15 protein-coding genes are annotated in these 23,580 nt (G+C 36.7%); 2 read left to right on the top strand and 13 right to left on the bottom strand.

The features are described 5' to 3' along the window. Positions 1–5 precede the first annotated feature (5 nt). Entirely contained in the window at positions 6–7,274 is a 7,269-nt protein-coding gene (locus RRB46_RS09195) for an InlB B-repeat-containing protein (RefSeq protein WP_311538299.1), read from the bottom strand. A 214-nt stretch (positions 7,275–7,488) separates the two neighbouring features. On the opposite strand from RRB46_RS09195, the gene RRB46_RS09190 reads away from it, so the two are divergent. Beyond that, positions 7,489–8,394, top strand: coding sequence for an AAA family ATPase (locus RRB46_RS09190; RefSeq protein ID WP_311538298.1), 906 nt, complete (start codon positions 7,489–7,491; stop codon positions 8,392–8,394). Further along, the gene (locus RRB46_RS09185) at positions 8,387–10,117 is read left to right on the top strand and encodes a hypothetical protein (RefSeq protein WP_296128013.1); all 1,731 of its coding nucleotides are present in this window, start codon (positions 8,387–8,389) and stop codon (positions 10,115–10,117) included. Before RRB46_RS09190 ends, RRB46_RS09185 begins: the two co-directional genes overlap by 8 nt. A gap of 63 nt (positions 10,118–10,180) precedes the next feature. On the opposite strand, the gene murJ is transcribed toward RRB46_RS09185, so the two are convergent. The 12 genes from murJ to RRB46_RS09125 form a co-directional block, all read right to left on the bottom strand. Continuing rightward, complete coding sequence (murJ, locus tag RRB46_RS09180) at positions 10,181–11,752, bottom strand: murein biosynthesis integral membrane protein MurJ (protein ID WP_311538297.1); 1,572 nt, start codon at positions 11,750–11,752, stop codon at positions 10,181–10,183. Positions 11,753–11,816: 64 nt separating this feature from the next. Continuing rightward, positions 11,817–13,475: an ABC transporter ATP-binding protein gene (locus RRB46_RS09175; RefSeq protein WP_311538296.1), complete on the bottom strand. Its 1,659-nt coding sequence runs from the start codon at positions 13,473–13,475 to the stop codon at positions 11,817–11,819. After that, a complete protein-coding gene (locus RRB46_RS09170) occupies positions 13,465–15,207 on the bottom strand; it encodes an ABC transporter ATP-binding protein/permease (RefSeq protein WP_311538295.1) in 1,743 nt (580 codons plus the stop codon). Before RRB46_RS09170 ends, RRB46_RS09175 begins: the two co-directional genes overlap by 11 nt. A 191-nt stretch (positions 15,208–15,398) precedes the next feature. Next, positions 15,399–16,937, bottom strand: a complete 1,539-nt coding sequence (locus RRB46_RS09165; protein WP_311538294.1) for a 4Fe-4S dicluster domain-containing protein — start codon at positions 16,935–16,937, stop codon at positions 15,399–15,401. A 22-nt stretch (positions 16,938–16,959) separates the two neighbouring features. Continuing rightward, a complete protein-coding gene (locus RRB46_RS09160; protein ID WP_311538293.1) occupies positions 16,960–17,268 on the bottom strand; it encodes a hypothetical protein in 309 nt (102 codons plus the stop codon). Positions 17,269–17,342: 74 nt separating this feature from the next. Next, positions 17,343–18,647, bottom strand: a complete 1,305-nt coding sequence (locus RRB46_RS09155; RefSeq protein WP_311538292.1) for an ATP-binding protein — start codon at positions 18,645–18,647, stop codon at positions 17,343–17,345. Continuing rightward, positions 18,644–19,303 carry a response regulator transcription factor gene (locus RRB46_RS09150; protein ID WP_311538291.1) on the bottom strand — a complete coding sequence of 220 codons (660 nt, stop codon included), beginning with the start codon at positions 19,301–19,303 and terminating at the stop codon, positions 18,644–18,646. The genes RRB46_RS09155 and RRB46_RS09150 overlap by 4 nt, the downstream gene beginning before the upstream one ends. Next, on the bottom strand, positions 19,304–19,921 hold the full coding sequence (locus RRB46_RS09145) for a PhoU domain-containing protein (RefSeq protein ID WP_311538290.1): 618 nt from the start codon (positions 19,919–19,921) through the stop codon (positions 19,304–19,306). A gap of 4 nt (positions 19,922–19,925) precedes the next feature. Continuing rightward, on the bottom strand, positions 19,926–20,681 hold the full coding sequence (pstB, locus tag RRB46_RS09140; protein WP_399530187.1) for a phosphate ABC transporter ATP-binding protein PstB: 756 nt from the start codon (positions 20,679–20,681) through the stop codon (positions 19,926–19,928). Between the two features lie 114 nt (positions 20,682–20,795). Beyond that, positions 20,796–21,611, bottom strand: a complete 816-nt coding sequence (gene pstA / locus RRB46_RS09135) for a phosphate ABC transporter permease PstA (protein WP_311538288.1) — start codon at positions 21,609–21,611, stop codon at positions 20,796–20,798. An 8-nt stretch (positions 21,612–21,619) separates the two neighbouring features. Further along, positions 21,620–22,483: a phosphate ABC transporter permease subunit PstC gene (pstC, locus tag RRB46_RS09130; protein ID WP_311538287.1), complete on the bottom strand. Its 864-nt coding sequence runs from the start codon at positions 22,481–22,483 to the stop codon at positions 21,620–21,622. Between the two features lies 1 nt (position 22,484). Then, positions 22,485–23,426 carry a substrate-binding domain-containing protein gene (locus RRB46_RS09125; RefSeq protein ID WP_311538286.1) on the bottom strand — a complete coding sequence of 314 codons (942 nt, stop codon included), beginning with the start codon at positions 23,424–23,426 and terminating at the stop codon, positions 22,485–22,487. Positions 23,427–23,580: the final 154 nt, after the last annotated feature.

The following is a 23,580-nucleotide window of genomic DNA, read 5'->3' as shown; positions in this document are numbered from 1 at the left end:
TTCTATCACCTTACTTCATACTCTCTTTCTTCAGACTTAATACCATCTTTAATTGCATAAATCTTGATTTTGTCACCTCTTTTTAATCCTCTACCTATTTCTTTATTTATATTGAAGAAATATCTCCTTCCTCTTTTAGTAGATTCAATTGTTTTATTTCCTATTATTCCGTCACCAGTTATTTCAAGATAACCCGTAGCCCCCTCTGTCAAAACATCAATAATTATATTATTTGCATTTAGTTTTAATTTTTTTATTTTAATATCAGGCTTGTCCTTTTCTTTTTCGCCAATTATTGTATCTTCCTCAAATTTCCATTTTCCATCTTCAAATGTCCACTTATCATTGTTACCTGTTGTTAAATCCCATGATTTGAACTCATAGTCATTAACCATATCATCTGCTAAGGTTAATTTGTGGACAACTGGTGTGTCAATTTCTACTTCTGTATTTGCTTTTACATAGAATTTGCTATCGCCAGTCATGAAGGCTTTATCTTCTGGAACTTTAAATTCTACTAGCACCATTCCCTCAGGTTTATCATCTTGAAGTCTATCATCAGGTGTGACTGCTGGGTCCACTGGGATTACATCAGCTATTGGCTCGTATTGGGCTGTGAATACTATATTTTGACCGTTTAGTTTTTCTTCATTATCCCAACCACCATTGATTAGTTGGCCATTTTCATCTGCTTTGATTTTGTAGTATTTGTTTGCTTTAATACCTGGGACCACCATGCCATTTTGTAAAGCTTCTTCAAATGTATAATCTTTTGCAACCTTGTAGGTTATTTTATCAAACTCAGGATTTTGGTTGTCATAAAGTGTGCCGTGGTTACCCTTTAAGAATGTGACTTTGATGAATTGGTCTTCGACCTCATCATTTTCGCCAATCTTTTGAACAGGTTCTTGCCAGATTGCGATTAGAGTCTTGTCTGCTGTTATAGATGAAGTCAAGTCAAAGTAAGGTGCTTCATTTTCTTTGCCTTTTTCTTTCCAACCCATAAAGACTTTTTTATCTTGTGTTGGTGGTGTAACAGTTGTAAGTTTTCCGCCATGAATAACTGTTTGACTTGGAACGTCAGTTCCTCCCTTGGTGTCAAATGTTACGGTGTGGCCATTTGTAGTCCACTGAGCTGTGGCTGTTCTCGTCTTTTCTAGTGTCACTTGGTCGCCTGGATAGTAGATTTTATCTTCTCCATCTAGCTTCCAGCCTGCAAAGCTTGAATTGTCTTTATATAATTTTTCTGGGTTTGCTAGGCTTACGCTTGTGCCATAATCTACAGTCACACTATCTGGAACTGTTCCTTTTCCTTCTCCAGCATCATAGGTTAGGGTCACCTTAGCTAGTTTAAACTTAGCTACATGGATTCTTTCGCTTGTGATTGGATTTGTTGTGTCGATATCTTCGTACCATTTATCATCTTCGTAATGTTCTGCTGGTTGTGTTTTTGGAACTGCAAGTTGTTTTTCACCTGCTGTTTGCCCATCAGCTAATTCTACTAATTTTATTCCAGCTTTTGGATTTACATAGAAGATTTTTTGAACTACCTGATTTCCTTCTTTATTTATAAGCTTTCCTTTGCTTCCTTCTTTTTCCGCCTTGAAGGTTACTTTCACATAATCTTTTGGTATAACTTGATTTGGATCACCTGTTTTTTCGATGATGTTTTCATACTTATCGAAGTTAAAGATAAATTCTGTTTCTGGATCTGTAAATGTGCCTTTCAAAGTTTTATTATCTTTGTTAGTCCAATTTTCACCATTTACAAAGTATCCAATGCTTGGTTTCTTTGTAATTTTGCCAGCGGAGTCTGTCATGTCAACTTCTACTTCTGGGCTTACATAGTAGACTAGGTTGCCAGATAGGTTTCCGCCATCACCAGCTGTGAAGATTACTTTGACATAATTTTCCATAGCATCTTTTGGTCTCTCGCCGCCTGGTGCTTCTGGGATTATGTTTTTGTGGACTTCTACTGGGATTACAACTGGATTGTCATCTGTTCCTTGGGTAGTACCGTCTTTGTATTTAACTATCACCTTTGCTTCAGTTTTGCCTGGGTTAGATGGGTCTGGTTTTGAAATAACTTCTATTGATTCAATTTCTTTGCCTTCTTGTGGTGTAATTTGTTTAATTAAATCATCATTTGTTATTTCTTTACCTTGTGGTGTATCTAATTTTTTAGTCTTTAGTGGCTCTTCTATCTTTCCTGGTTGGATTGATTTCTTGTAAGCTGCTTCAATTACAGTTACCTTGTCAGTGTATTTATGGCTAGCTAAATTGATTTTTGCTGGGGTTAGATCCTTTAATTTGTTATCAGCTTCTCCAGCTTTTACCTTTTGCCATTCTTTAAAGATATAGTTAACTTTCTTCTTGCCAAGATTTGGAATATCTACCTCTTGGTCAGTTTTTCCTGTTGGTTCTGCAACTGATATGGCCACTTCCTTAGTAGGATTAACCCAGAAGGTTTGTGTCGATTCAGTTGTGGCTTTGTCTGTTGTCTTAACTATAACTTTTACAAAGTTATTTGGAACTTTTGGCTTGTCTTCGCCTTCTTTTTGTTCAACTACATCATTAGTGAATAGTGGCTTGATAAGTGTTTCTTTATCAGTGAACTTATGACGTTTACTAAAGTCAAATATTCCATTTTCTTCTTTATTTTCGTTTTGTTCTTTTTTGTCTGCTGTCCACTTTAAGAAGTCATATTTATCCTTGTCAGCTTCTGACCACTCAACTTCAGGAATATTAACCCAAGCTTTAGGATTTACATAGTAAACCTTAACATCTTTATTCGTATTCTTTTCTGTAGGTTGAACTGTAACTTTTACATAGTTTCCAGTTACATCTTTCAATCCACCATCTTTAGCATCTTTTCCTTCAGCTTCTGTTAAGAATAGTGGTTTGTCGCCTTTCTTGTTAAGTGCTTCGTAGACATTTTTGTAAACTGTTATTGGTATATCAAGTTCTTGAGGCTCTTTGCCATCTTTGAAGGTGACTTTTGCCTTGACATTTACTATGCGGACAAGTTGGTCTTTGTCGGCAGCTTTCTTTTCGTTTACTAGATTATAGACTTGGTCATCACTTGTTAATTCAGTTCCAGCTTCGTCATATAATTTTATTTCTGTTCCTGCTGGAAGATCTTTTACTTGGTCTTTTTCTCTCCAAACTAATTGTGCTTTTAATTGATCAATAGTTGGAGCAAAGTCATTGGTCCAATTGTTTTCAGGATCTTTAAAGGCTTCTGTTCTTACAAGACCTGTTGTAGATAGGCCTGACCATTCGAAGTAGGCTGTGAATTCATAGTCAGTATTAATCTCGGTATTGTCATTTAATAACTTTCTATTATCCCACTTAGTAAATTTCTTTCCAGTTTCTGGAGTGATGTAATACTTGCCTTCAACCTTATCATTAGGTGTTCCGTCAGCCTTTGTACCCAATTCTTCTGGAACCGGAAGTAGGTCTGATTTAAGGCCCTTGATTACATCATAGTATAATTCTGTCTTTGAATTTCCATCTTTATCTGTAAATGCTCCGCCCTTGTCTGCCTTGTAAGTTACTCTTACATAACCATCTGGAACTGGGTCGTCTTTGTTTGGAACTTCGATTACTCTTACGTCTTTATAATAAAAAGTGATTTCTTTTTTACCTGTACCATTTATGCCTAAGAACTCATTTGTTTCTTCATTTAGGTCGAAGAAGAGTTGTTGTTGAGGCTTGCTTGTTAAGACCCAACCTTGGATTGGTCTATAGTTTATAGCATCGTAATGACGGTTACCATTCTCTACGTCTTCTTGTCTTACAATTGCTCCATCTTTTTCATTTGCTTGGCCCTTAAATCTTTCATCTATATAATTGACCTTGTATTCACGTTTTCTAAATGGTCTATAGAAGAATTTAAAGACGTTGTTTTTGACATCAGGGTTATCTTCAATCTGATTTGTTTCTGTATTTAATTTCTTCTCTGGTTCTACCCTAAAGGTTTGGAAGAAGGTGTTGTTTAAGCCAACTCGCTTATTATATTCCTCGTAATCTGTCTTTAGTTCACCTTCTAACTTTTCTTCAAGTTCTGAATGAGGAGCTAGGATATATTCATCATTCTGCCTATCTCCTGTTGTGGCCACTAGGTAGCCTGCACGTTTATCTTCAAGCTTATCTTCAAGTTTTTTGACTAATTTATAGTTCTTGTCAAGCATATAGTGTTCGACTTTAACATCTACTCTTTGGTTTGGTACCCAAATTGCCTTAAGATATACTGGAGCAACCACGTCGTTTCCGAAAGAGTATAATTCTGGAACCTTATAAGTTTTACGATATGAGTCATCGATTTCGTCTGTATAGTCACCTGTTGTGGCATCTTTCTTATAATGGATTACTTCCCAGCCCATGAAGTCGTAGCCTTTTTTCTCTGGCTTGAAGTCTGGTTTTACAAGTTTTTGTCTTTGGATAACTGCGAAGACTTGCTTGTCGCCATCATTTTTTTCTTTTTTAGGATATGTGTTTACTTCTTCTTGGCCTATGTCACCTTCTTGAATGGTCTTGCGTTTTTGAGTGAGGTTTTCTTCCCTAATTGTCTTAAGCTTTCCACCATCTGGGTCGAATGTTACCTTCCATTTATAGTCTGGCTCACCCCATTTTGCGTAAAGATTAAGTGGGTGGAAAGGCATGGTTTCTTTTGGATTTTCCCAAACAAGCTTAGTGCCGGCTGGGTCTAGGGCCCAACCCTTAAATACCATTTGATCTGAAAGACCTTCTGGTCTTTTGACCTTTAGCTTATTATCTTTTGGGTCAGTGAAAACTAAGTCTGTAAGGCCTAATTTTTGTAAGTTTTCTGGATTATCTAAAAAGTTTTTTGGGTCTTCTTTGAAATATTCCCTTTCTTCCCTAGGTGTTTTATTAGAAACTAATTCCGGACTTAAAACCTTTAGTGGGAATTCATAAAAAGTATCTAATTGGTTTGTGCTATTAAACTCACTATCGTCCTTAATCTTTGATGGGTCGTAGTTAAACCTTAGTGGATACTTGTTACGAGTATATTTGAAACGGAGGTAGCCATTTTCTTTAAATGCTTGACCACCTTCCTTTGGGTCGCCATATTCGTCGGCATCGCTAAAGAAAACTGGGATAAAGTCTAGCTGGCCGATAGGAAGTTTTGTTCCTTGGTTGTTATAGTATGTCCCACAATTATTAGGAGTTATTTCATCACGTTCGTCGTTTAGGTCATTAATTTCAGCTTCATTAACACGACCGTTTTCCTCACTACCCTCATGTATAGCTGGCCATGCAGCTCTAGGATTATATCCATAAGGAGTAAAGCCTGTTACTTTAGGGTATCTGTGGCCATAGTCTGGGGCATTCGTATCTGCCTTGGTCCTAACCAGGTCATAACGGATGATGGTTTCGCCATCCTTAAAGCCGTCCATCCAAAAGTCCATATGGTGAGGGATAGATGGCTTATCCTGTTTTATACCAAAGGATAGAGTTGTGAAGTCGAACCAGTTTAAATTTATGCTTGTTCCATCACCCTTGTCTATCTGCTTGGTATAACCACCCCAGCTGATGTAATTTGACATATCTAGAAACTCATCTGCATTTAGCCTGTATGGTGGAGTGTCAAGGTGGAGTGGCCAATTAGGTGTACCATAGTTTGGGCCCCAGCCGAAAGATTGGTAGCCAGGTGTAAAGCCCTTGGTTTGCTTGGCATCGTTTGGCCACTTATACATCATCTCATTAAATCTAGCCTTGTAGTGGTATAGATTACCTGGACCACCCTTCATTACTGCCTCGCCTTTAGCTTCATCATATCCCCATATTTCAGGGTAGAAGGTGTTTTCTTCAGGTTGTGCATTGGACTTAGTAAAGTATAAGTCGTAGACTTGTCTGTCGTAGTAGATATTGTAGACAGTCTTACCTGTTGCATCTACAGATTTGACTAGTTTTACATTCTTGGGGTCCTTGTTTTGATCGGCCGTTAAATCTTTATTGTAAACATAGAACTTATTTAGATAAAGATCTCTACTACGATTAAATCTTGCATTAGCCCATATCTTATTTAGACGGGCTTGGTCTAGGTCAGGGAATTTTAAACCATTTACTGGTTCTGCATCTAGATTTGGTCTTGAGCCTGTGTCTTTGTCCTTATAGACACGAGTGCCCATATAGTCGTATTTTTCTAAAAGAGATGCACCATCTGCATGGTCTGCCTTTTCTGCCCAGAATTGGACTGCGTAGTCTGCCTTTTCCTTGTCCTTCCAAACTGCTGTGAAAGTAAGATTGCTTGCAGGCATAATCAAGTCATTATCAAGCTTTTCGATAGCTTCGCCGGTTCCAACTTTAATTATTTCATTTGCCTTAAAAGTTTTCCCATCCTTTGTTTTTAAATCAACAGATGGTTTCCAGCCTTGGAATTCACCGCCTACTTTTGTAGGAATAGCTTCATCAGCAATTTTAGGCATTACTTGTCCATAGTAAAGGGTACGAGCTGGAAGTGGTGTGCCACCTGCTGTATCAAAAATCACATCGTAATGGGCACGGTTGTAGCGGTATTCCAGGATGAAGTTCTCAGAATTTTCTGGAACTTGCATGGTAATTGAGTCTCTTTCAGGCTCAAATCCCTTTCTTAGAGGATCATTTTCATTCAAAGGACTTACTTCCATAGTAGATCCGGTGTTACCACTTTGAGTTGTTATAAGTTGTCCTTCTTCTCCCACCGTACCGTCGGGATTGGTGTACTTGCTAAAGTCTTCTAGGTCTTGGAAAACGTGTTTGATTTTGATTTCATTTTTCTTGGCCTTGTAGCGATAATCTTGGTTTGCTTCGTGTCTTAGGCCTATTATGGCATCGCCACTTGTTAGACCATTTTCTGCTGCATCCTTGACAATGTCATAGTTGATTTTATAGTCATCTTCTAGCTGAGATTTGTCATAACCAGCAAGGTCTGGTAAAGTTATGGTCTTATTAACCTTTTCTTTTTCAGCATCACTTGCCGCCTCTCCTACACTTGCTATGTAAGGTTGGTAGTTTATTTCATACTTTTCGCCCCTCTGGACCTTATAGTCTGTACGCAAGGTATAGATATCTGGTTGGGCTGGGTTTTTAATTAAATCCTCTGCTTTCTTGCCCTTATCCAGTTTTGCTACTTTGACTGGCATCTTGCTATTGATAATCTCACTTGGTGGAGAATCTAAGCTAGGCATACTCGCAAAAGCTGGGGCTATATTTGATGCCATCATAATAGTGGCTATCAAAAATGCCGTACACTTTCTAATTCTTTTCATAGGCATCCTCCAATTCTTGTCCTATAAGAATTTACTCTATTAATTTGTTAGGTGATTCTTATGATTATATTATATATCAAAAGCTCTATAAAAGGAAGCCTATTTCTCAAGTTTTTAAGTATATTACTTTATTTGAACAATTTTGTTAAAATGTTCACTATTTACATTTAGTGATATTTTTTAGGCCGAACGTATAATAAAACGGAGGTGTAAAATGATAAATTATTTAAAAGACCAGGGCGTAGATGAAAAGCTTCTTGCCCTTTTAGAAAAATATAGAAATGAAAATGGAATCGATGATTCCGATAGGGTCATTAAGCCAGAATACAAGTATTATGGAAAAGAAGTCTTAGAAGAGGCAATTGCAGCCCTTCTTGCAGGCAAAAATATCCTCCTTACAGGAGCTAAGGCTACAGGTAAAAACGTCCTTGCGGCCAACCTTGCCTATTTATTTAAAAGGCCAGCCTATGATATTTCCTTCCACGTCAATACAGACTTCGCATCCCTTATCGGGGCTGATACCTTTAAGGATGGGGAAGTTAAATTTAGGAAGGGTCCTATCTTTGAGGCTGCACTTAATGGTGGTTTTGCAATCTTAGATGAGATTAACATGGCGAAAAATGAAGCCATTTCAGTCCTCCACGCAAGTCTTGACCACAGGAGAATTATTGAAATATCTGGTTTTGATAAGATAAGGTTTGACCCAAACACTAGATTTATTGGGACAATGAACTACGGCTATGTTGGCACTCGTGAACTCAATGAGGCCCTTGCTTCTAGGTTTATGATTATAAATGTGCCAAACATCAGCGAATCTAACCTTGATAAGCTCCTTTGTGATAATTTCCCAAGGCTAAAAGACAAGTACCGCAAGGCCTTTATAGATGTTTTTATATCTTTACAGACAAAGAGTGAAAATAACGAGATATCAACCAAGCCAGTCGACCTTAGGGGCTTAATTGGAGCAATCGAGATAATGAGAGTGGGCCTTAATCCTTATAAGGCAATCATGATGGGTCTTGTAAATAAGTCCTTTGATGCCTTTGAAAGGGAGATAGTCCTTGATGCTATCAAGACAAAAATACCTGAATCAATAGATGAGAGTGTCTTTGATGAATGAAAATTATGAAAAAATAAGAGAATACAACATTATTTGGGACTTTGCGGATGATTACAAATTCATCCCTAAAAAGTCCTATCCCATGGATCAAGTCTATAAAAATATGACAACGGGCTTTATCATAAAGACCTTTGATTTTGATATGCTTGATTCTTTCTTTGCTTATTTAAGAGATGAAAATCCCTTCTATGAAGAATTTACCTTTATAACAAATCTCTTGCTTGAGGATATAGCCTTTAAAAGTCTAAAAGATTCTAATTTGGTAATAGAAAGGCTCAGAAAGACCTACGCAAGTAAAATCCTACGCAAATACCGCTACCATGAGGCAGATGACCTAAAAGAACAAATTGAAAAGGCCTACTATGGCAAGGTCTTAGGCAAGCCAATCACAGAGGGAACCCTTTTTAGAAATATTTACGATGAGATTTTTAAAATATATTCTTTAGATACGGCAGAATTAATTGATAAGTTAAATAAGGTCTTTAAGTCGTATTTTGCCTTTGAAAGGTCAGAAGAAAACCAGACCCTCCTTAATGAGATGATCAAGGATAAGGAGCCAAAAGACTTTAAATCTTCTAAAAAGGATGAGGAAAAGGCGGATTTTTCTGATGAATTTATCAAGGACCAATTTAACATAGGTTCTGCAGAATTTACAGGCAATATCTACCTAGAAGATAAAAAAAAGGACAATGACAGGCACCTAATCCTTTTAAATGCTGATACAAAGGGCTATCACTCAAGTGATGAATTTATAGAAGACTTCTACGGCAAAAGTATCTATCCAGAGGCAAAAGTTAGAGCCCTAGAAGAAAAAGTTGCCAAGGGAGTCCATGCTGGCAAGAGTCTTTATTTTACCAAGGGAATCTATAAGGATAGTCCAAATGCCAGATTTTATAAGAAAAATAGGGATGAAGTTTATGAAAAAAACAAGACCTATATAGAAAAAAACCTAGCTATTAACAACCGTTCGATTAAGGAACTTGCCCAGACTATAAAAAATTCTATAGCTAATTATGAAGACTTTTCAGAAATTTCTAAATCCTACGGCATGGTTGATTCTACCAAGGCCTGGAGGGCATCTGTCCTAAAGGATTTTAATATCTTTGACAATATAGAAAATGACGATGTAAGTAGCTTTAAGGTGGACTTGCTCCTAGATTCATCGGCCAGTCAAAATAAAAGGCAAGAGATAATAGCCAACCAAGCCTACATCATAGAAAATGCCATGGATGAAGTTGGAATTCCAATCAGGGTCATGTCTTATTCGACCCTAAGAGATCACACAGTCTTTAATATTTTTAGGGACTATGATGAAAAACACAAAAACAATGAGATTTATAAATACTTTGCCTCAGGATCAAATAGAGATGGCCTAGCCTTTAAGCTTTTAAATGAGCTAATAGATAAGACTAAGGACAATGAAAAGCACATCCTAATAATCCTTTCAGATGGCAGACCCAACGATGAAAAGGCAAATATAAATACAGTTAAGCTCCTTCAAAAAGACCAATATGTGGGAGAGCTTGCTGTAAATGACACAGCCAAGGAGATCAGAAATATAAAAAACGAAGAGGTATCAGTTCTTGGGGTCTTTACAGGCGAAGACGAAGATTTAGAAAATGCCAAGCTAATCTACGGGGCAGATTTTTGTAGGATAAGTAGCCTAGAAAACTTCTCCAAGGTCGTATCAATCTTTATAAAAAATACAATTATGAAAATGTAAAAAGAGCTAGAACCTAGCTTTCCAAACGTCAAAGCATTGGAAGGCTAAGGTCTTAGCTCTTTTTTAGTATCTCTTTTTTCTTCTTTTCTTAGCTACTCGCTTTTCCTTTTGCTTTTTACCAAATATCTTGTGGTAAATTTGATTGACTAGATCCATCACTTCTGGAATCCTAGCAATCAATATAAGGAAAACATAGACAAGGCCTGCCACAATGATTGCTCCAAAAAGAGCTAGGATGTGGCTTATTTTACCAGCTAGTCCCCCATAAGTTAGGTGGGCTAGGTAGGCCATTAGTAAAGTGACAAGGATGATTTTGCAAAGGGAAATGGCAGCCTGCCTAAAGTTAAAGGCCCCAAAATTGTCCCTAAATTTATAAAGCATGAGGCTAGATCCTATGGCTGTTGATAAAACTGTCGCATAGGCTAGGCCCTCTAAGTCAAAATACTTAATTAAGACAAAGTTTAGAATTACATTTAAAACCTGCTGGATAACTACAATTATAACTGGTGTCTTGCTATCGCCAACCGCATAAAATCCCCTATCAACCACATCTGTAAGAGATTGAAAAATTATATAAGGAGCGTAGGCTGTAAGCAAGCTTGCAACTATGGCTGTGTCATCGCTTGTAAAGGCATTTCTCTCAAAAACAAGCTCAATTATTGGTCTAGATAGAACCATCATGCCGATTGTGGCAGGTATTACTAGACTCATAGTAGTGACAACTGCAGATGATATTTCCCCCTTCATCTGGTGGATTTCTCCAGCCTGGCCCAAATGAGCAATCTTTGGAAAGATGGCTGTGGTTACAGAAACTGTGATTACACCTGTGATTAGGGTAAGCATGGTCTTTGAGTAAAATAGCTTTGATATGGCAGCCTTGCCAAAAAATGCAGAAGCCATAGAGTTATCAGCGATGATTGAAAGCTCACCTGCCGCAGATGATATTATAATTGGAATTGATATAAGCATTAAGCTTCTAACATATTTATTATGAATATCAAATGTTCTCTTATGCTCATATCCTGCAGCTCTTGCAGCCTTTGGAAAGAGGATGTACTGGAGGACATTTCCCAAAAGTGCTCCTATTATCAAAAGATAAGGGTTACCAGTAACTCCGGTTAGGATGGTGAAAATAATAATTATCACATTCATCAAGATACCGGTGATGGCTGGGTCAAAGAAATTACCCTTTAGATTTAGATATCCCCTAAAAACTGCTGAATAAAGGTAGGCAAAAACTGCAAACATCATTATCCTGGTATAATTTGTGGCTAAATCTAGCCATTCTCCATCTAAGGATGGACTTAACATCTTTGAAAATGGTCTTGCAAAAATTATCCCAAGAATGACAGCAATTAGGCCAAATCGCATCAAGATATTAAAAATATTTGATGTGAATTCCTCAGCGGCCGCTTCGCCTTCCTCGTTTTTTGCCTTGTTATATATTGGTATGAAACCTGAAATAATACCTACTGCCACAAAGTTTGCTGCAACTACTGGCAGGGTATTGGCTGTTGTGTAAATGCTTTTTAGATCACTTGCCCCGATAAAGGATGCCATTACAGCCTCTCTGGCAAAGCCAAAGACTTTGGAGACTATGGTTATGATCATAAGCATGAGTGTTGTTTGTCCCATAAGAACCTCTCTTTATATCATATTTGTTATTATATCATTTAAGCTTATAAAGGACAAATATATGCTAAGATTTCCTTATTGACTCTATTTTTATTTTTTCATCTGCAATTGACAAGCTAGATAGGTTGTGGCTTACCAGAAGGATGGTCTTATTCTTGCTGGCCTTTTTGATTGACTTAAGGATTGTAGCCTCATTTAGGATATCAAGATTAGATGTCGGTTCGTCAAAGAGCATAAGGTCTGCATCATGGAGAAAGGCCCTGGCTATGCCAATTCTTTGCCTTTCACCAGCTGAAAAGCTATCTCCAAGCTCTCCTGCCAAAGTGTCATAGCCATCAGGGAGAGATTCTATAAATTCATGGATTGAGGCTTTTTTAGCAGCTTGTATAATCTCTTCATCACTTGCCCCAATTTTTCCAATTCTTATATTATCCTTTAGGCTGATATTGAATATATAAGTATCTTGACCCAAGAGAGCTTGCATTTGCCTTAAGTTTTTGCTTGGGATATTTTGTATATTTTCTTTATTTATTTCTATCTTTCCAGAATCAACATCCCAAAATCTCATCAATAACCTAAGTAGGGTTGACTTACCTGAGCCGCTTTTACCATATATAGCCAAAATTTTGTTTTTTGGTATATCCAAAGTTAAGCCTTCTATAATTTTTTCATCCTTGTAAGCGAAGGAAATATCAGAAATACTTGCGCTTTCAAATTTTTCCTTATCTAAATTTCCTTGGACTTCTTTTACAAGGGGCTCTTCTTCTAAGAGGTCTAAAATCCTATCGCCACTAGCAAGGGTGTGTGATAAAATATTGCCTAAATTTGATAGGGCTACAAAGGGTCCAAAGCTTGAAAACATTGCAAGAACTGGAATTACAACTCCCTTTGCACCTACAATTTCATTTTGAAATAGGTATAGAGATAAAATTAGCATCAAAAAGCTAAAAACTAAGATCAAGGCCCCTATCATAGCTTCTGATTTTGATTTTATGATATCGAGTTTATTAGCAGTTTTTCTTAGAGACCTGGATTTATTTCTTAGGGTCTTTAGCTTAGAATCCTTAAGGTCAAATTGCTTTACTTCGTCTATATTTCTGATTGTTTCAAGAACAAAGGAATTTAAGTCTCCATTTTTATTTCTTAGGTCAAGTCCTAGTTCAGCATTTTTTCTACTTATAATATATGGGCAAAGGACGCCAAGACCTAGGTAGGCTAGAAAGGAAAGGAGGGCTTGGTAGATTGAAAAGCTCCCTATAAATATTTCCATAAATATCATATACAAAATCGCTATGGCTATTGGGGAAATGGTATGGGCATAAAATACTTCCAAAAGCTCTATATCTGATGTAATTAGACTAATGAGATTACCCCTATCCTTGCCTGATAATTTTGCAGGCGCCAGGCTTCTCATTTTCTTAAAAACTAAGTGTCTTATCTTTGCCAAAATTTTAAAGGCTAGGTAGTGGTTGGCGTATTGCTCTATATAGTGGAAAATCCCCCTCATGATTGCTATGGCAAACATAAGCTTGATAAAGAAAATATTCTTACCATCATTATTTATATTAGCCAAAAGACCGTAGCCTGCAAAAATCGTGACAAAACTTGCACACAGATGTCCAAGTGTCCCAATAAAGGCTGCTATAAACATATATATTTTTAGGTCCCCTACAAGGCCAATCATATTTTTCATGACCACAAGGCCACTTCTTCTATTTTTCATTTCCTACCCCCATTGCGTAAGAGCAAAGCTCTTCTTGCTTGTCAAAGATGTTTTTATAAGGCTTACAGTACTTATAAAGACTTTCATGGTCACCACTTGCCTTAATTTCTCCATCTTCAAGAAAATAAATTATATCACTATCTACAAGATTTATAAGCTTGTGTGAGATGATAAGGACTGATTTTTCCTTGGCAAGCTTTCTTATCACTTTCATTATCTCTCTTTCATTTTCCCCATCTATATTGCTTGTCGCCTCATCAAAGATATATAACTTAGCATCAAATAGTAGAGCCCTAGCAAGGGCTAGTCTTTGCCTTTGGCCACCTGATAGGTTTGAAGCTTCTTCTAGAATAGGAGTGTCAAGACCTGAAAGACTTTCGAAAAATTCATACAAATTAACCTTTTTGAGGGCCCCTATCATATCTTCATCGCTTAGAGCAGGATTGGCTATTGATAAGTTATCCCTCACACTTCCCTTAAAAAGCCTTGCATTAAAGTCTATATTTATAATATTTTCCTTAATATTTCCTGGAAGATAAGAAGTTTTTTCTATATCATTTATTAGAATTTCCCCATCATAAGCAAGCTTTGAATCTTTTATAAGCCTAGCTATAGTAGATTTGCCAGAACCACTGACTCCAACTAGGCTTGTTAGCTGATTTGGCCTTATATCAAGACTTAGCTTATCCAGAATTTTCCTTTTGCCATCATAAGAAAAACTCACATTTTTAAAAGATATGCCAAGCTTATCTTCCTTTATTATTTCTTTGCCTACTTCCTGGCTATCGCTATCTATAAGGGCCATCAGCTTATTAGAAGCCGCTATACCATTCATAGCTATATGGAAAAATGACCCCAACAACCTAAGAGGTAGGAAAAATTCTGCAGCTAGTAGGATTATAAAAGTAAGACCAAATACATTTATAGAATTTTTTGAAAATTCCAAGATAGCAATGCCAATGCCTGCAGCTGTCCCACCATAGGCTATTATATCCATTATGGATGTGGAATTAAGTTGCATCATTAGGACTTTCATAGTGGCCTTCCTGAATTTTTCTGCAAAGTCATCCATCAAATTTTGCCTAGACTCATCTGCATCATAGATTTTTAATTCGGTAAGGCCCTCTAGGTTTTCTAGAAAGATATCGGCTAGGTTTGTGTAGGATGTCCAGTAAGAGCCCAATAATTTTTTGGCTATCTTTTGTACCAAAATTATTGATATAGGGATAAGTGGCAGGCACAAAATCATGCAAATAGCTGCATCTATGCTTATGCAACCTATAAAAATAAAGATAATAAAGGCAGCTAGGAAGCTATAATAAAGTTGAGGCAAGTAGGATGTAAAATAAATTTCTAGCTGGTCTACTCCCTCTACGGATAATTGTAGAAGTGATGATGTTGATAGTTTATCCCTATAATTTATCCTATCATCCATCATTTTCTCAAAAATTATCTTTCTCATCTTCTCTTTTATGGCCTTAGTAGAAATAAAGGCAATGCGGCTAGCCATATATTGACTAAAAAGTTTTATGGCTATGAACAAAAATCCAAATAAAACTATTTGCCAAAGAGAAATTTCCTCAAGTTTGTTTCTTAAAAGATAGGAAAGAGTCTGGCTAAAGATTGAGACTATTCCGATTTGCATGAGCAAGGATAAGATTCTAAAAAATAAATTCCAATAGAGGTATTTTTTTGATCCTTGCAAGATTTTCATAAGTTTCTTATTGATCATATGCTTTCCTTTATATATTGATTTACAAAGTTCTTTAAATATCGAACATTGTTCATTTTTATTTTATCATATTTTTTATAAGCCTGCAATTGATTTTCACTATCAGATTTTTTAAGAAATTTTTAAAATTTTGGCCAATAAAAAATGACAGGCCAAGGTTAAGCACCTTTGCCTGTCATTTATAATAATTTTTAGTCTTCTTTTGTTACTTGTAATTTGCTATCATCTGGCCTATCTTCAGCTGGGATATTTGTATTATCTGCTGGAGATTTGAAGATTGATTCTTTAGAGAAGGCTAGTACTGCCTTGCCGCTCTTTCTATCGTCAACTACTGTACCAGGACCGCCTACACAGCCTCCCATACATGCCATTCCTTCGATTAACTTGCCATTCATCTTTCCTAGTTTTGCCATTCTAGCAAGTTTCACACAGTCAGCTAGACCTTCTGCATTTTCCATTTCTACTTTTACATCAGGATCTATTTCGTGGATTCTCTTTTCAACTGCCTTAGCTACTCCACCACTTACTGCGTAGTATCTACCTGTTTCTGAAGCATCCATGATATCATCTTCTACTTCTATTTCAGCTGGCTCTATGCCTTTGGCAAGAAGCATGCCTAGAAGCTCTTCGTAGGTTATTACAAAGTCGATTACCTCTGCTACTTCTGGCTCTAGGGCCTCAAGCTTTTTAGAAATACATGGTCCTATGAATACTACTTCGCAGTTTGGATCACGTTTTTTCATTTGCTTACCTGAGTAGATCATAGGTGTTGATGATTCAGAAATCTTGTCATTAATATCTGGGAAATTCTTCCTTACCATAAGTTTCCATGAGAAACAGCAAGATGTACCCATAAATGGAATCTTGCCTGTTGGCACAGATTCTAAGAATTCATGCGCTTCATTCATTGTTGTAAGGTCAGCACCTAGACCTACTTCTATCATATCATCAAAGCCTAGCATTTTAACAGCTTCTCTGATTTGTTTTGGACTTACATTTGCACCAAATTGACCTACAAAGGATGGGGCTACTATAGCATAGACCTTCCTATCTGATTGGAGAGATTTGATTAATTGGTAAATTTCTCCCTTATCTGATATAGCTCCAAATGGACAGGTTATTATGCACCTACCACAAGCTACACACTTATCTTCATCTATTGATGCACGACCTAGTTCGTCTGATTTGATTGCCTTTACACCACAAGATTCGGCACATGGTCTTTTTTGGTGGTTTATTGCATTATATGGACAAGCATCCACACACTTACCACATTTGATACACTTATCTTGGTCGATTATTGCACCCTTAGCAGTATATTCTACAGCATTTTTTGGACAAACATTTACACATGGGTGGCCTATACAAGCGTGACATTGGTCTGTAACTGTTACCTTATTTTCTGGACAAGCCTCACAAGCTATCTTGATAACTTGCACTAATGGTGGATTATAAATTCTTCTATCAACATCCATGTCAGCAAGACCAGCTGTGATTGCTTCTGTCTTGTCAGCTGTCCTTGCATCAAGGCCTATACACATTCTTAGTCTTTCGCCCATTACAGCTCTTTCTCTAAAGATGTTTTCCCTGTAAGAAGCTTCTTCGCCTGGAAGTATATTATAAACTTCAAGGCCAATATCTGTTAGTGGCCTATTTTCGTAGGCAATTTTTGCAACTGCCTCGAAGGCCATCCTTCTTATGTTTAATATATCTATGTACGATTCTTTCATTATTACCTCAACTACTTATTTTTTACTTATTATTTGCTTTTTTCTTAGCCTGCCTATCAACATTGATAGTGCTATACATCTTATCCATCATTACTTCTGGTTTTGCTTTTGTTATGTATTCGTCATCAATTTTGACAATTGGTGATAGTCTTTTTGAATCTTCGACTTCATCCATTATGTTAGAGTAGCTTATTTCTATCTCAGGAGCAGGTCCAAGATTATCTACTTCGTAAGCAACTTCCACATCCCTTTTTACTATTTCAGCTGAATCATGCAAATATTCATTGCCGTGGGCTGTGCATCTAGCACATGAGCATATAGTTACCTTCATTTTATTCTCCTTTATATTTAGTCCTACTATGATTGTAACAAATTTAACACTTTATTTCAATATGGATTTGCATTTTATTCTAAATTTATATTAATAATAAAGGTAGAACCCTCTCCTAGAGTACTTTCTAGGCTAATATCCATTTCTAAATAATCAGCTATATGTTTGACTATGGATAGGCCAAGGCCAGTTGATTTTACCTTCCTGTCTCTTGACTTATCTACCACATAAAATCTTTCAAAGACTCTTTTGATATCAGAATTTGCAATCCCAATTCCTGTATCCCTTATACAAACTTTTATAGAGCTTGCTTCAAGGATTGAATAGATTTCAATTTCTCCGCCTTCCTTATTATATTTAATGGCATTTTCGTAAATGTTTGATAAGAGGTCGACAAAGAGAGATTTCTGGCTATAGATTTTGAAATTATCTAGGCGATTTATTACTCTTATTCCTCTTTTATCTGAGGCTTGAGCAAATTTTTTGATAATTGTATCCATTTCATCTTTTAAATCTATTTGGGTCTTGCTTAATTCAAAGTCTCTCTCATCAAGTCTGGATATTTTTAGGATATCATCGATTATTTCTAAGAGCCTATTACCTTCTTCATAGATTATTTGGGCAAATTCTCTTATGTCCTTATCCTTAGCTATCCCTGTTGCAATTAGCTCTGCATAGCCATTTATGGATGTGAGTGGGCTTTTTAATTCGTGGGTGACATTGCCAGAAAATTCCCTTCTCATTAGCTCTGCCTTCCTTGATTCAGAATAATCTATGACTATAACCACAAAACCCATCTTCCGATCTTCATTTATTGGGTCTATGAATAATTTGAGGTGGTAATTATTTACATCTATGGATAAGGATCTGGACTTAGATGTAAGCTTTACTTCCTTGACTGCAAGGAGGTATTCTTTTTTATTGACCAAATTTTCTAGGTGGACATTCTCATCCTTATTTAGGAGAGTCTTGGCAGATTCATTCATCATGTCGACCTTTCCCTTGCTATCAAAGATTATAAAGCCTTCTTCCATGTTTGAAGTCATGGTTTTAAGCTGGTCGATTTTTCTTGTTAGCATGGAGACTTTTTTTTCTAGCCTTACATTTTTATTTAATAAGTTCCTATAAATTTGACCCACATCTTCAAAGTCTTCGCCTATATCTTTGAAATCGTAATATTTATTGAAATCACTGACCTTGCTTGCATAGCTATCAAGTTTTTTATCTATATAGAGGTGGGATGCTATTAAAATTACAAGGCTTGCCAGATAAAAAATTATTATATTTATGTAATCTTTGCTATATAAAGCTACAACCACAGCTAAAAGGCTAGCTATGGTTGCTGATGTGATTAGGGATTTTTTAGTTAATTTTTTCATATTTCTCCAAATTTATAACCGAGATTTCTTACTGTCTTTATATATTTGCCCGCATCCTTTAGCTTGCTTCTTAGGCTTGCTATGTGGACATCAACTGTTCTTGTTTCTCCTTGGTAGTCATAGCCCCAAATTTTTATTAGAAAATCATCTCTGGTTATGACATTGCTTAAGTTATTCATAAATAAATTTAGCATTTCAAATTCCTTGTAGGTTAGGTCGATTTTTTCCCCATCTACCTTGACCGTACGTTTTTTGGTGTTGATACTTAAGTTTTTGTAGTTGATATGGTCGGTGTCTTTTTTGCTTGACCTTCTTAAAACTGCCTTGATCCTGCTTAAAAGCTCTAAGATTGAAAAAGGCTTACTTATATAGTCATCTGCCCCACTTTCTAGGCCTAGGACCTTGTCAAATTCATCGGTCTTGGCTGTAAGGATTATTACTGGCAGGTCAGAAAATTCTCTGATTTCCTTTAGAATTTCTACCCCGTCTTTTCCTGGAAGCATTAGGTCAAGAAGTAATAAATCACATGGCTCATCCCTGATGATATCTACTATTTTGAGTCCATCCTCAAAGGTCTTTACCTCATATCCCTTTTCGCCCAGGGCGTAGGCTACTAGATTTCTTATTGCCTTATCATCTTCAACTACATATATCATTTATAACCTCGTTGCTAATTCTGCTACTCTTGCTAACCTGTCTCCTAATCTTTCAAAATATTTGAATAGGAGGATTTTATTTGATAATTCTACCGCTCCTATCTTGTCATCCTTGTTTAGTTTTGCTGTATAATTTATAGCATCTACAAATAATTTGTTGTTTATTTCATCTTTTTCTATAGTTTTATGGGCTAGGTCCTTATCATCATTTACGAAAGCATTCATCGAATCAAGAGCCATTTCCTTTTCATTGTCTATAAATTTCTTTAAAAAGTTTGTCTCTTCTTCTGTAAGGTCGTATTCCTTTAAGATTAAAGCTACCGATGTCAGATGGCTTGCAATTCTTTTTTGTGTTGAGGCAAGTTTTATCTCCATTTGCAAAAATCTTAAATCGCTTGCTACAGGTTGTTGGAGGGCAAGGAGTTCAAAGCAGAAATTTTCCACACCGCTTGCTCCCCTTCTAATGTCATCGTAAAGCTCCATTACATGGTCTAAATTTTCTTTACTTTTACTTTCTAAATATAGGTCAAGTCTTTCATAGGATATTAATATTAACTGGTTGACCTTGCTTGACATTTCTTTGATTGAATCTAGGTCGTTTATAAATCTACTTCTCATCATATCATCCAAACCTTCCTGTGATATAATCTTCGGTTCTCTTATCTGATGGATTTTCAAAGATTTTTTTGGTATCATCCATCTCTATGACTTCTCCTGTTAGGAAGAAGGCTGTTTCATCAGAAATCCTTGCTGCCTGTTGCATGTTGTGGGTTACTATTACTATAGTGTACTTTTCTTTTAGCTGATCCATTAGCTCTTCTATGGCTGCTGTTGATATTGGGTCTAGGGCACTGGTTGGCTCATCCATTAAGATTATCTCAGGATTTACCGATAGGGTCCTTGCTATACATATCCTTTGCTGCTGGCCACCTGACAAGGATAGAGCATTTTGATTAAGCTTATCCTTTACTTCATCCCAGATTGCTGCAGACTTTAGGGATTTTTCCACAATTTCATCAAGACTGTTCTTATCCTTGATTCCACTTAGCTTTGGTCCGTAGGTTATATTGTCATAGATTGATTTTGAGAAAGGGTTTGGTGATTGGAAGACCATGCCTACATTTCTACGAAGGGAGACGACATCTACATCTTTCTTGTAAATATCCTGTCCATCTATTTCTATTAAACCTTCTATTTTACATGAATCAACAAGGTCATTCATCCTATTAAAGCATTTTAGGGTTGTGGATTTACCACATCCTGATGGTCCTATGAAGGCTGTTACCTTGCCTTTTTTGATATCCATATTTATATTTTTTAAGGCCTTAAAGTCGTCATACCATAGGTTTAGATCTTTAACAAGGATTGATGTACCCATGTCCTCGACTATCCTTTCCTTAAAAATTGATTTGTTTGATTTATTTATTTCTTTTACCTCTTGATCTATGTCTTTTTCAAGGGACTTTTCTTTAATTTTTTCCATTTTATTCTCCTAAGCTTTGACTATTTTCTTGCTTATTTTTGCAGATAGGAAGTTTATTATTACTACAAAAACAAGTAGTAGGACCGCTGTGGCATAAGCTTCTTTTACATGGAATCCCTCACTTGATAGGACATACATGTGCACTGCCATGGTTCTTGCTGAGTCAAATAAACTTTTTGGTATTTCTGGGTGGGTTCCCATTGTATAGATTAGGGCTGCAGATTCTCCTACAATTCTTCCTGTTGATAAGAAGATTCCCCCAAGGATTCCGTCCATAGCATCTGGAAGTATTACCTTAAAGATGGTCTGGATTTTTGTTGCTCCTAGGGCTAGGGATGCGTGGGCCTGAAGAGGATTTACTGTTAGTATCGCCTCTTCTGTGGTCCTTATGATTGTAGGTAGGACCATGATGGCTGCTGTCAAACATCCTGCAAGGAGGGAATATTTCATTCCTAGTCCAAGTCCTGTGCTTGTTACAAAGAATAGGTAGCCAAACAAGCCGTAAACTATGGATGGGATTGATGATAGGATTTCTGTTGAAAACCTAACTGCCTTTATTAACAATTTGTTTTTTGCGTAATTTGATAGGTAGATGGCTGTAAAGATTCCTACTGGTAGGGATACAAGTAGGGTTATGAGGATTGTCATCAAGGTTGCTATCAAAGAAGGCATGATTGAGACATTTTCTGATGTATATTTTAGAGAGAAAAGTCCCGGCGATATATTTGGTATGCCTTCAAATAAGATATAGGCGATGATGACTCCCGATATAGCATAGCCTATCATTGTTAGGGTCATGATTAGCCCTTTAAAAAATTTACTCATCTTAACTCCTAAAATTTGCTTTCTGTTTTATTTCTGATTAGGTTAAATATAATATTTATGATTAGGATAAAGCAGAAGAGGACCATGCCTGTTGCTATTAGGGCCTGCCTGTGCATGCCTGATGCGTAACCCATCTCTAGTACTATATTTGTGGTAAGGGTTCTTGCTCCCTTTAGGAGGGATGTTGGCATCATCGGTTGGTTACCTATGACTAGGTAGACTGCCATGGTTTCACCTATTGCCCTACCTATGGCAAGGATTATCGATGAAAATATTCCTGACTTGGCATAAGGCACTAGAACTTTAGCTATGGTTTCTTCCTTGCTTGCTCCAAGGGCAAGGGACCCTGTCATAAAGGTCTTTGGCACCTGTCTTAGGGAGTTTTCTGAGATATTTACCATAGTCGGTAGGACCATGATGGCTAGTAGTAGGGATGCTGTGAGCATGTTCATACCACTTTTTACTCCAAATATATCCTTAACTAAAGGCACTAGGACCATCATTGCAAAGAAACCATATACTACTGATGGGATTGCTGCCATGAGGTTGATTAGTGATTTGAGTGGGCCGTATGATTTTTTGGCATAATAGGCCATAAATATTGATATGGCTAGGCCAAATGGAACTGCTATCAATGTTGATACTAAGGTTACGATAATTGATCCTACTATCATTGGCTTGATACCAAATCTTGGATTGCCTGCAGTTGGCTTCCAGGTTGAACCTGTGATGAATTTTAAAAGTCCGTACTCACTTACAAACTTCATACCCTCAGAAAATATAAAGAATATGATAAGTAAGATAAGAAATACGGACATAACTGCAGACAAGAGGAAAATTATCTGACCGATTTTTTCCTTTGTCTTGTTCATTTTACTTTCCTAGTTCGCTTGTATTTGTGATTTCACCCTTAAAGATTTGTTTTAATTGGTCTATTGTTAAATCTTCAAGCTTGCTGTCTTTATTTACGATTACTGCTATACCATCTGTAGCTATTACTTCTACGGCTAGCTTGTCTTTTTCTTCATCTTTTAGCTCACGGGATGCCATCGCTATATCAGCTGCCCCATCTATTACTGCTTCGATTCCTGCAGATGATCCTGTTGATTGGATTTCGATGTTGGCATCTGGATTTAATTCCTTATATTTTTCTACCATTTTTTCCATTAGTGGAGTTACTGATGTAGAACCTGCTACTGTTAGTGATCCCTTAGCACCACTTGCTTGGTATTTTTCTGTATCCTTAAGTGGAACATAGCCTTCTTCTAGGGTTAGGGCTTGGGCATCTTCGCTTATTACAAATTTAAGGAAGTCCTTGGCAAGGTCTGATAGTTCAGCCTCTTTGAAGGCAAGGTTAAATGGTCTAGATATCTTATATTGGCCAGAAGCTATGTTTTCTTCTGTAGCTTCGACTCCTTCGACCTTTACTGCCTTAACTGTATCGTTTAATGAACCTAGTGAAATATAGCCAATTGCTGCTTCATCGCCGGCTACTGTTTGCATAACACCGTTGGTAGAGTTTTGAACTACTGCCGCTTGGGTTGTCATGTCTTCTTTTTCGCCGTCTACTTCTTCTTCAAGTCCAACTAGCTCGATGAAGGCACCCCTTGTACCTGAACCATCTTCTCTAGATACTACAGTAAATTCATAATCAGCTGCTTCTTTAGAATCTGTTTTTGTTTCTTCTTTTGCTGGTGCTTCTGTAGCTATTTCTGTTTTTGTTTCTTCTTTTGTTTCTTGACTATTTCCGCATCCTGCAAGGATAAGTCCTAGTGAAAGTGTTGCTGCTAAAATTTTTTTATTTGTAATTTTCATTTTTAACTCCTTAAAAGTTTTCTTTCGATATCTATAATACTAGGCCAATACTAAATCCGTTTTAAGGTCATGTAAAATCTATGTAAAATCTAAAAATTTCCACAAAAACCTGCTAACAAAAGTCAAGGAGAAAAGGAAATTAATTTTACTTTTC

The organism is uncultured Anaerococcus sp. (assembly GCF_963512375.1).
Taxonomy (GTDB): domain Bacteria; phylum Bacillota; class Clostridia; order Tissierellales; family Peptoniphilaceae; genus Anaerococcus.
The sequence above is the reverse complement of the archived record's forward strand: the minus strand, read 5'-3'. Positions and strand labels throughout refer to the sequence as shown.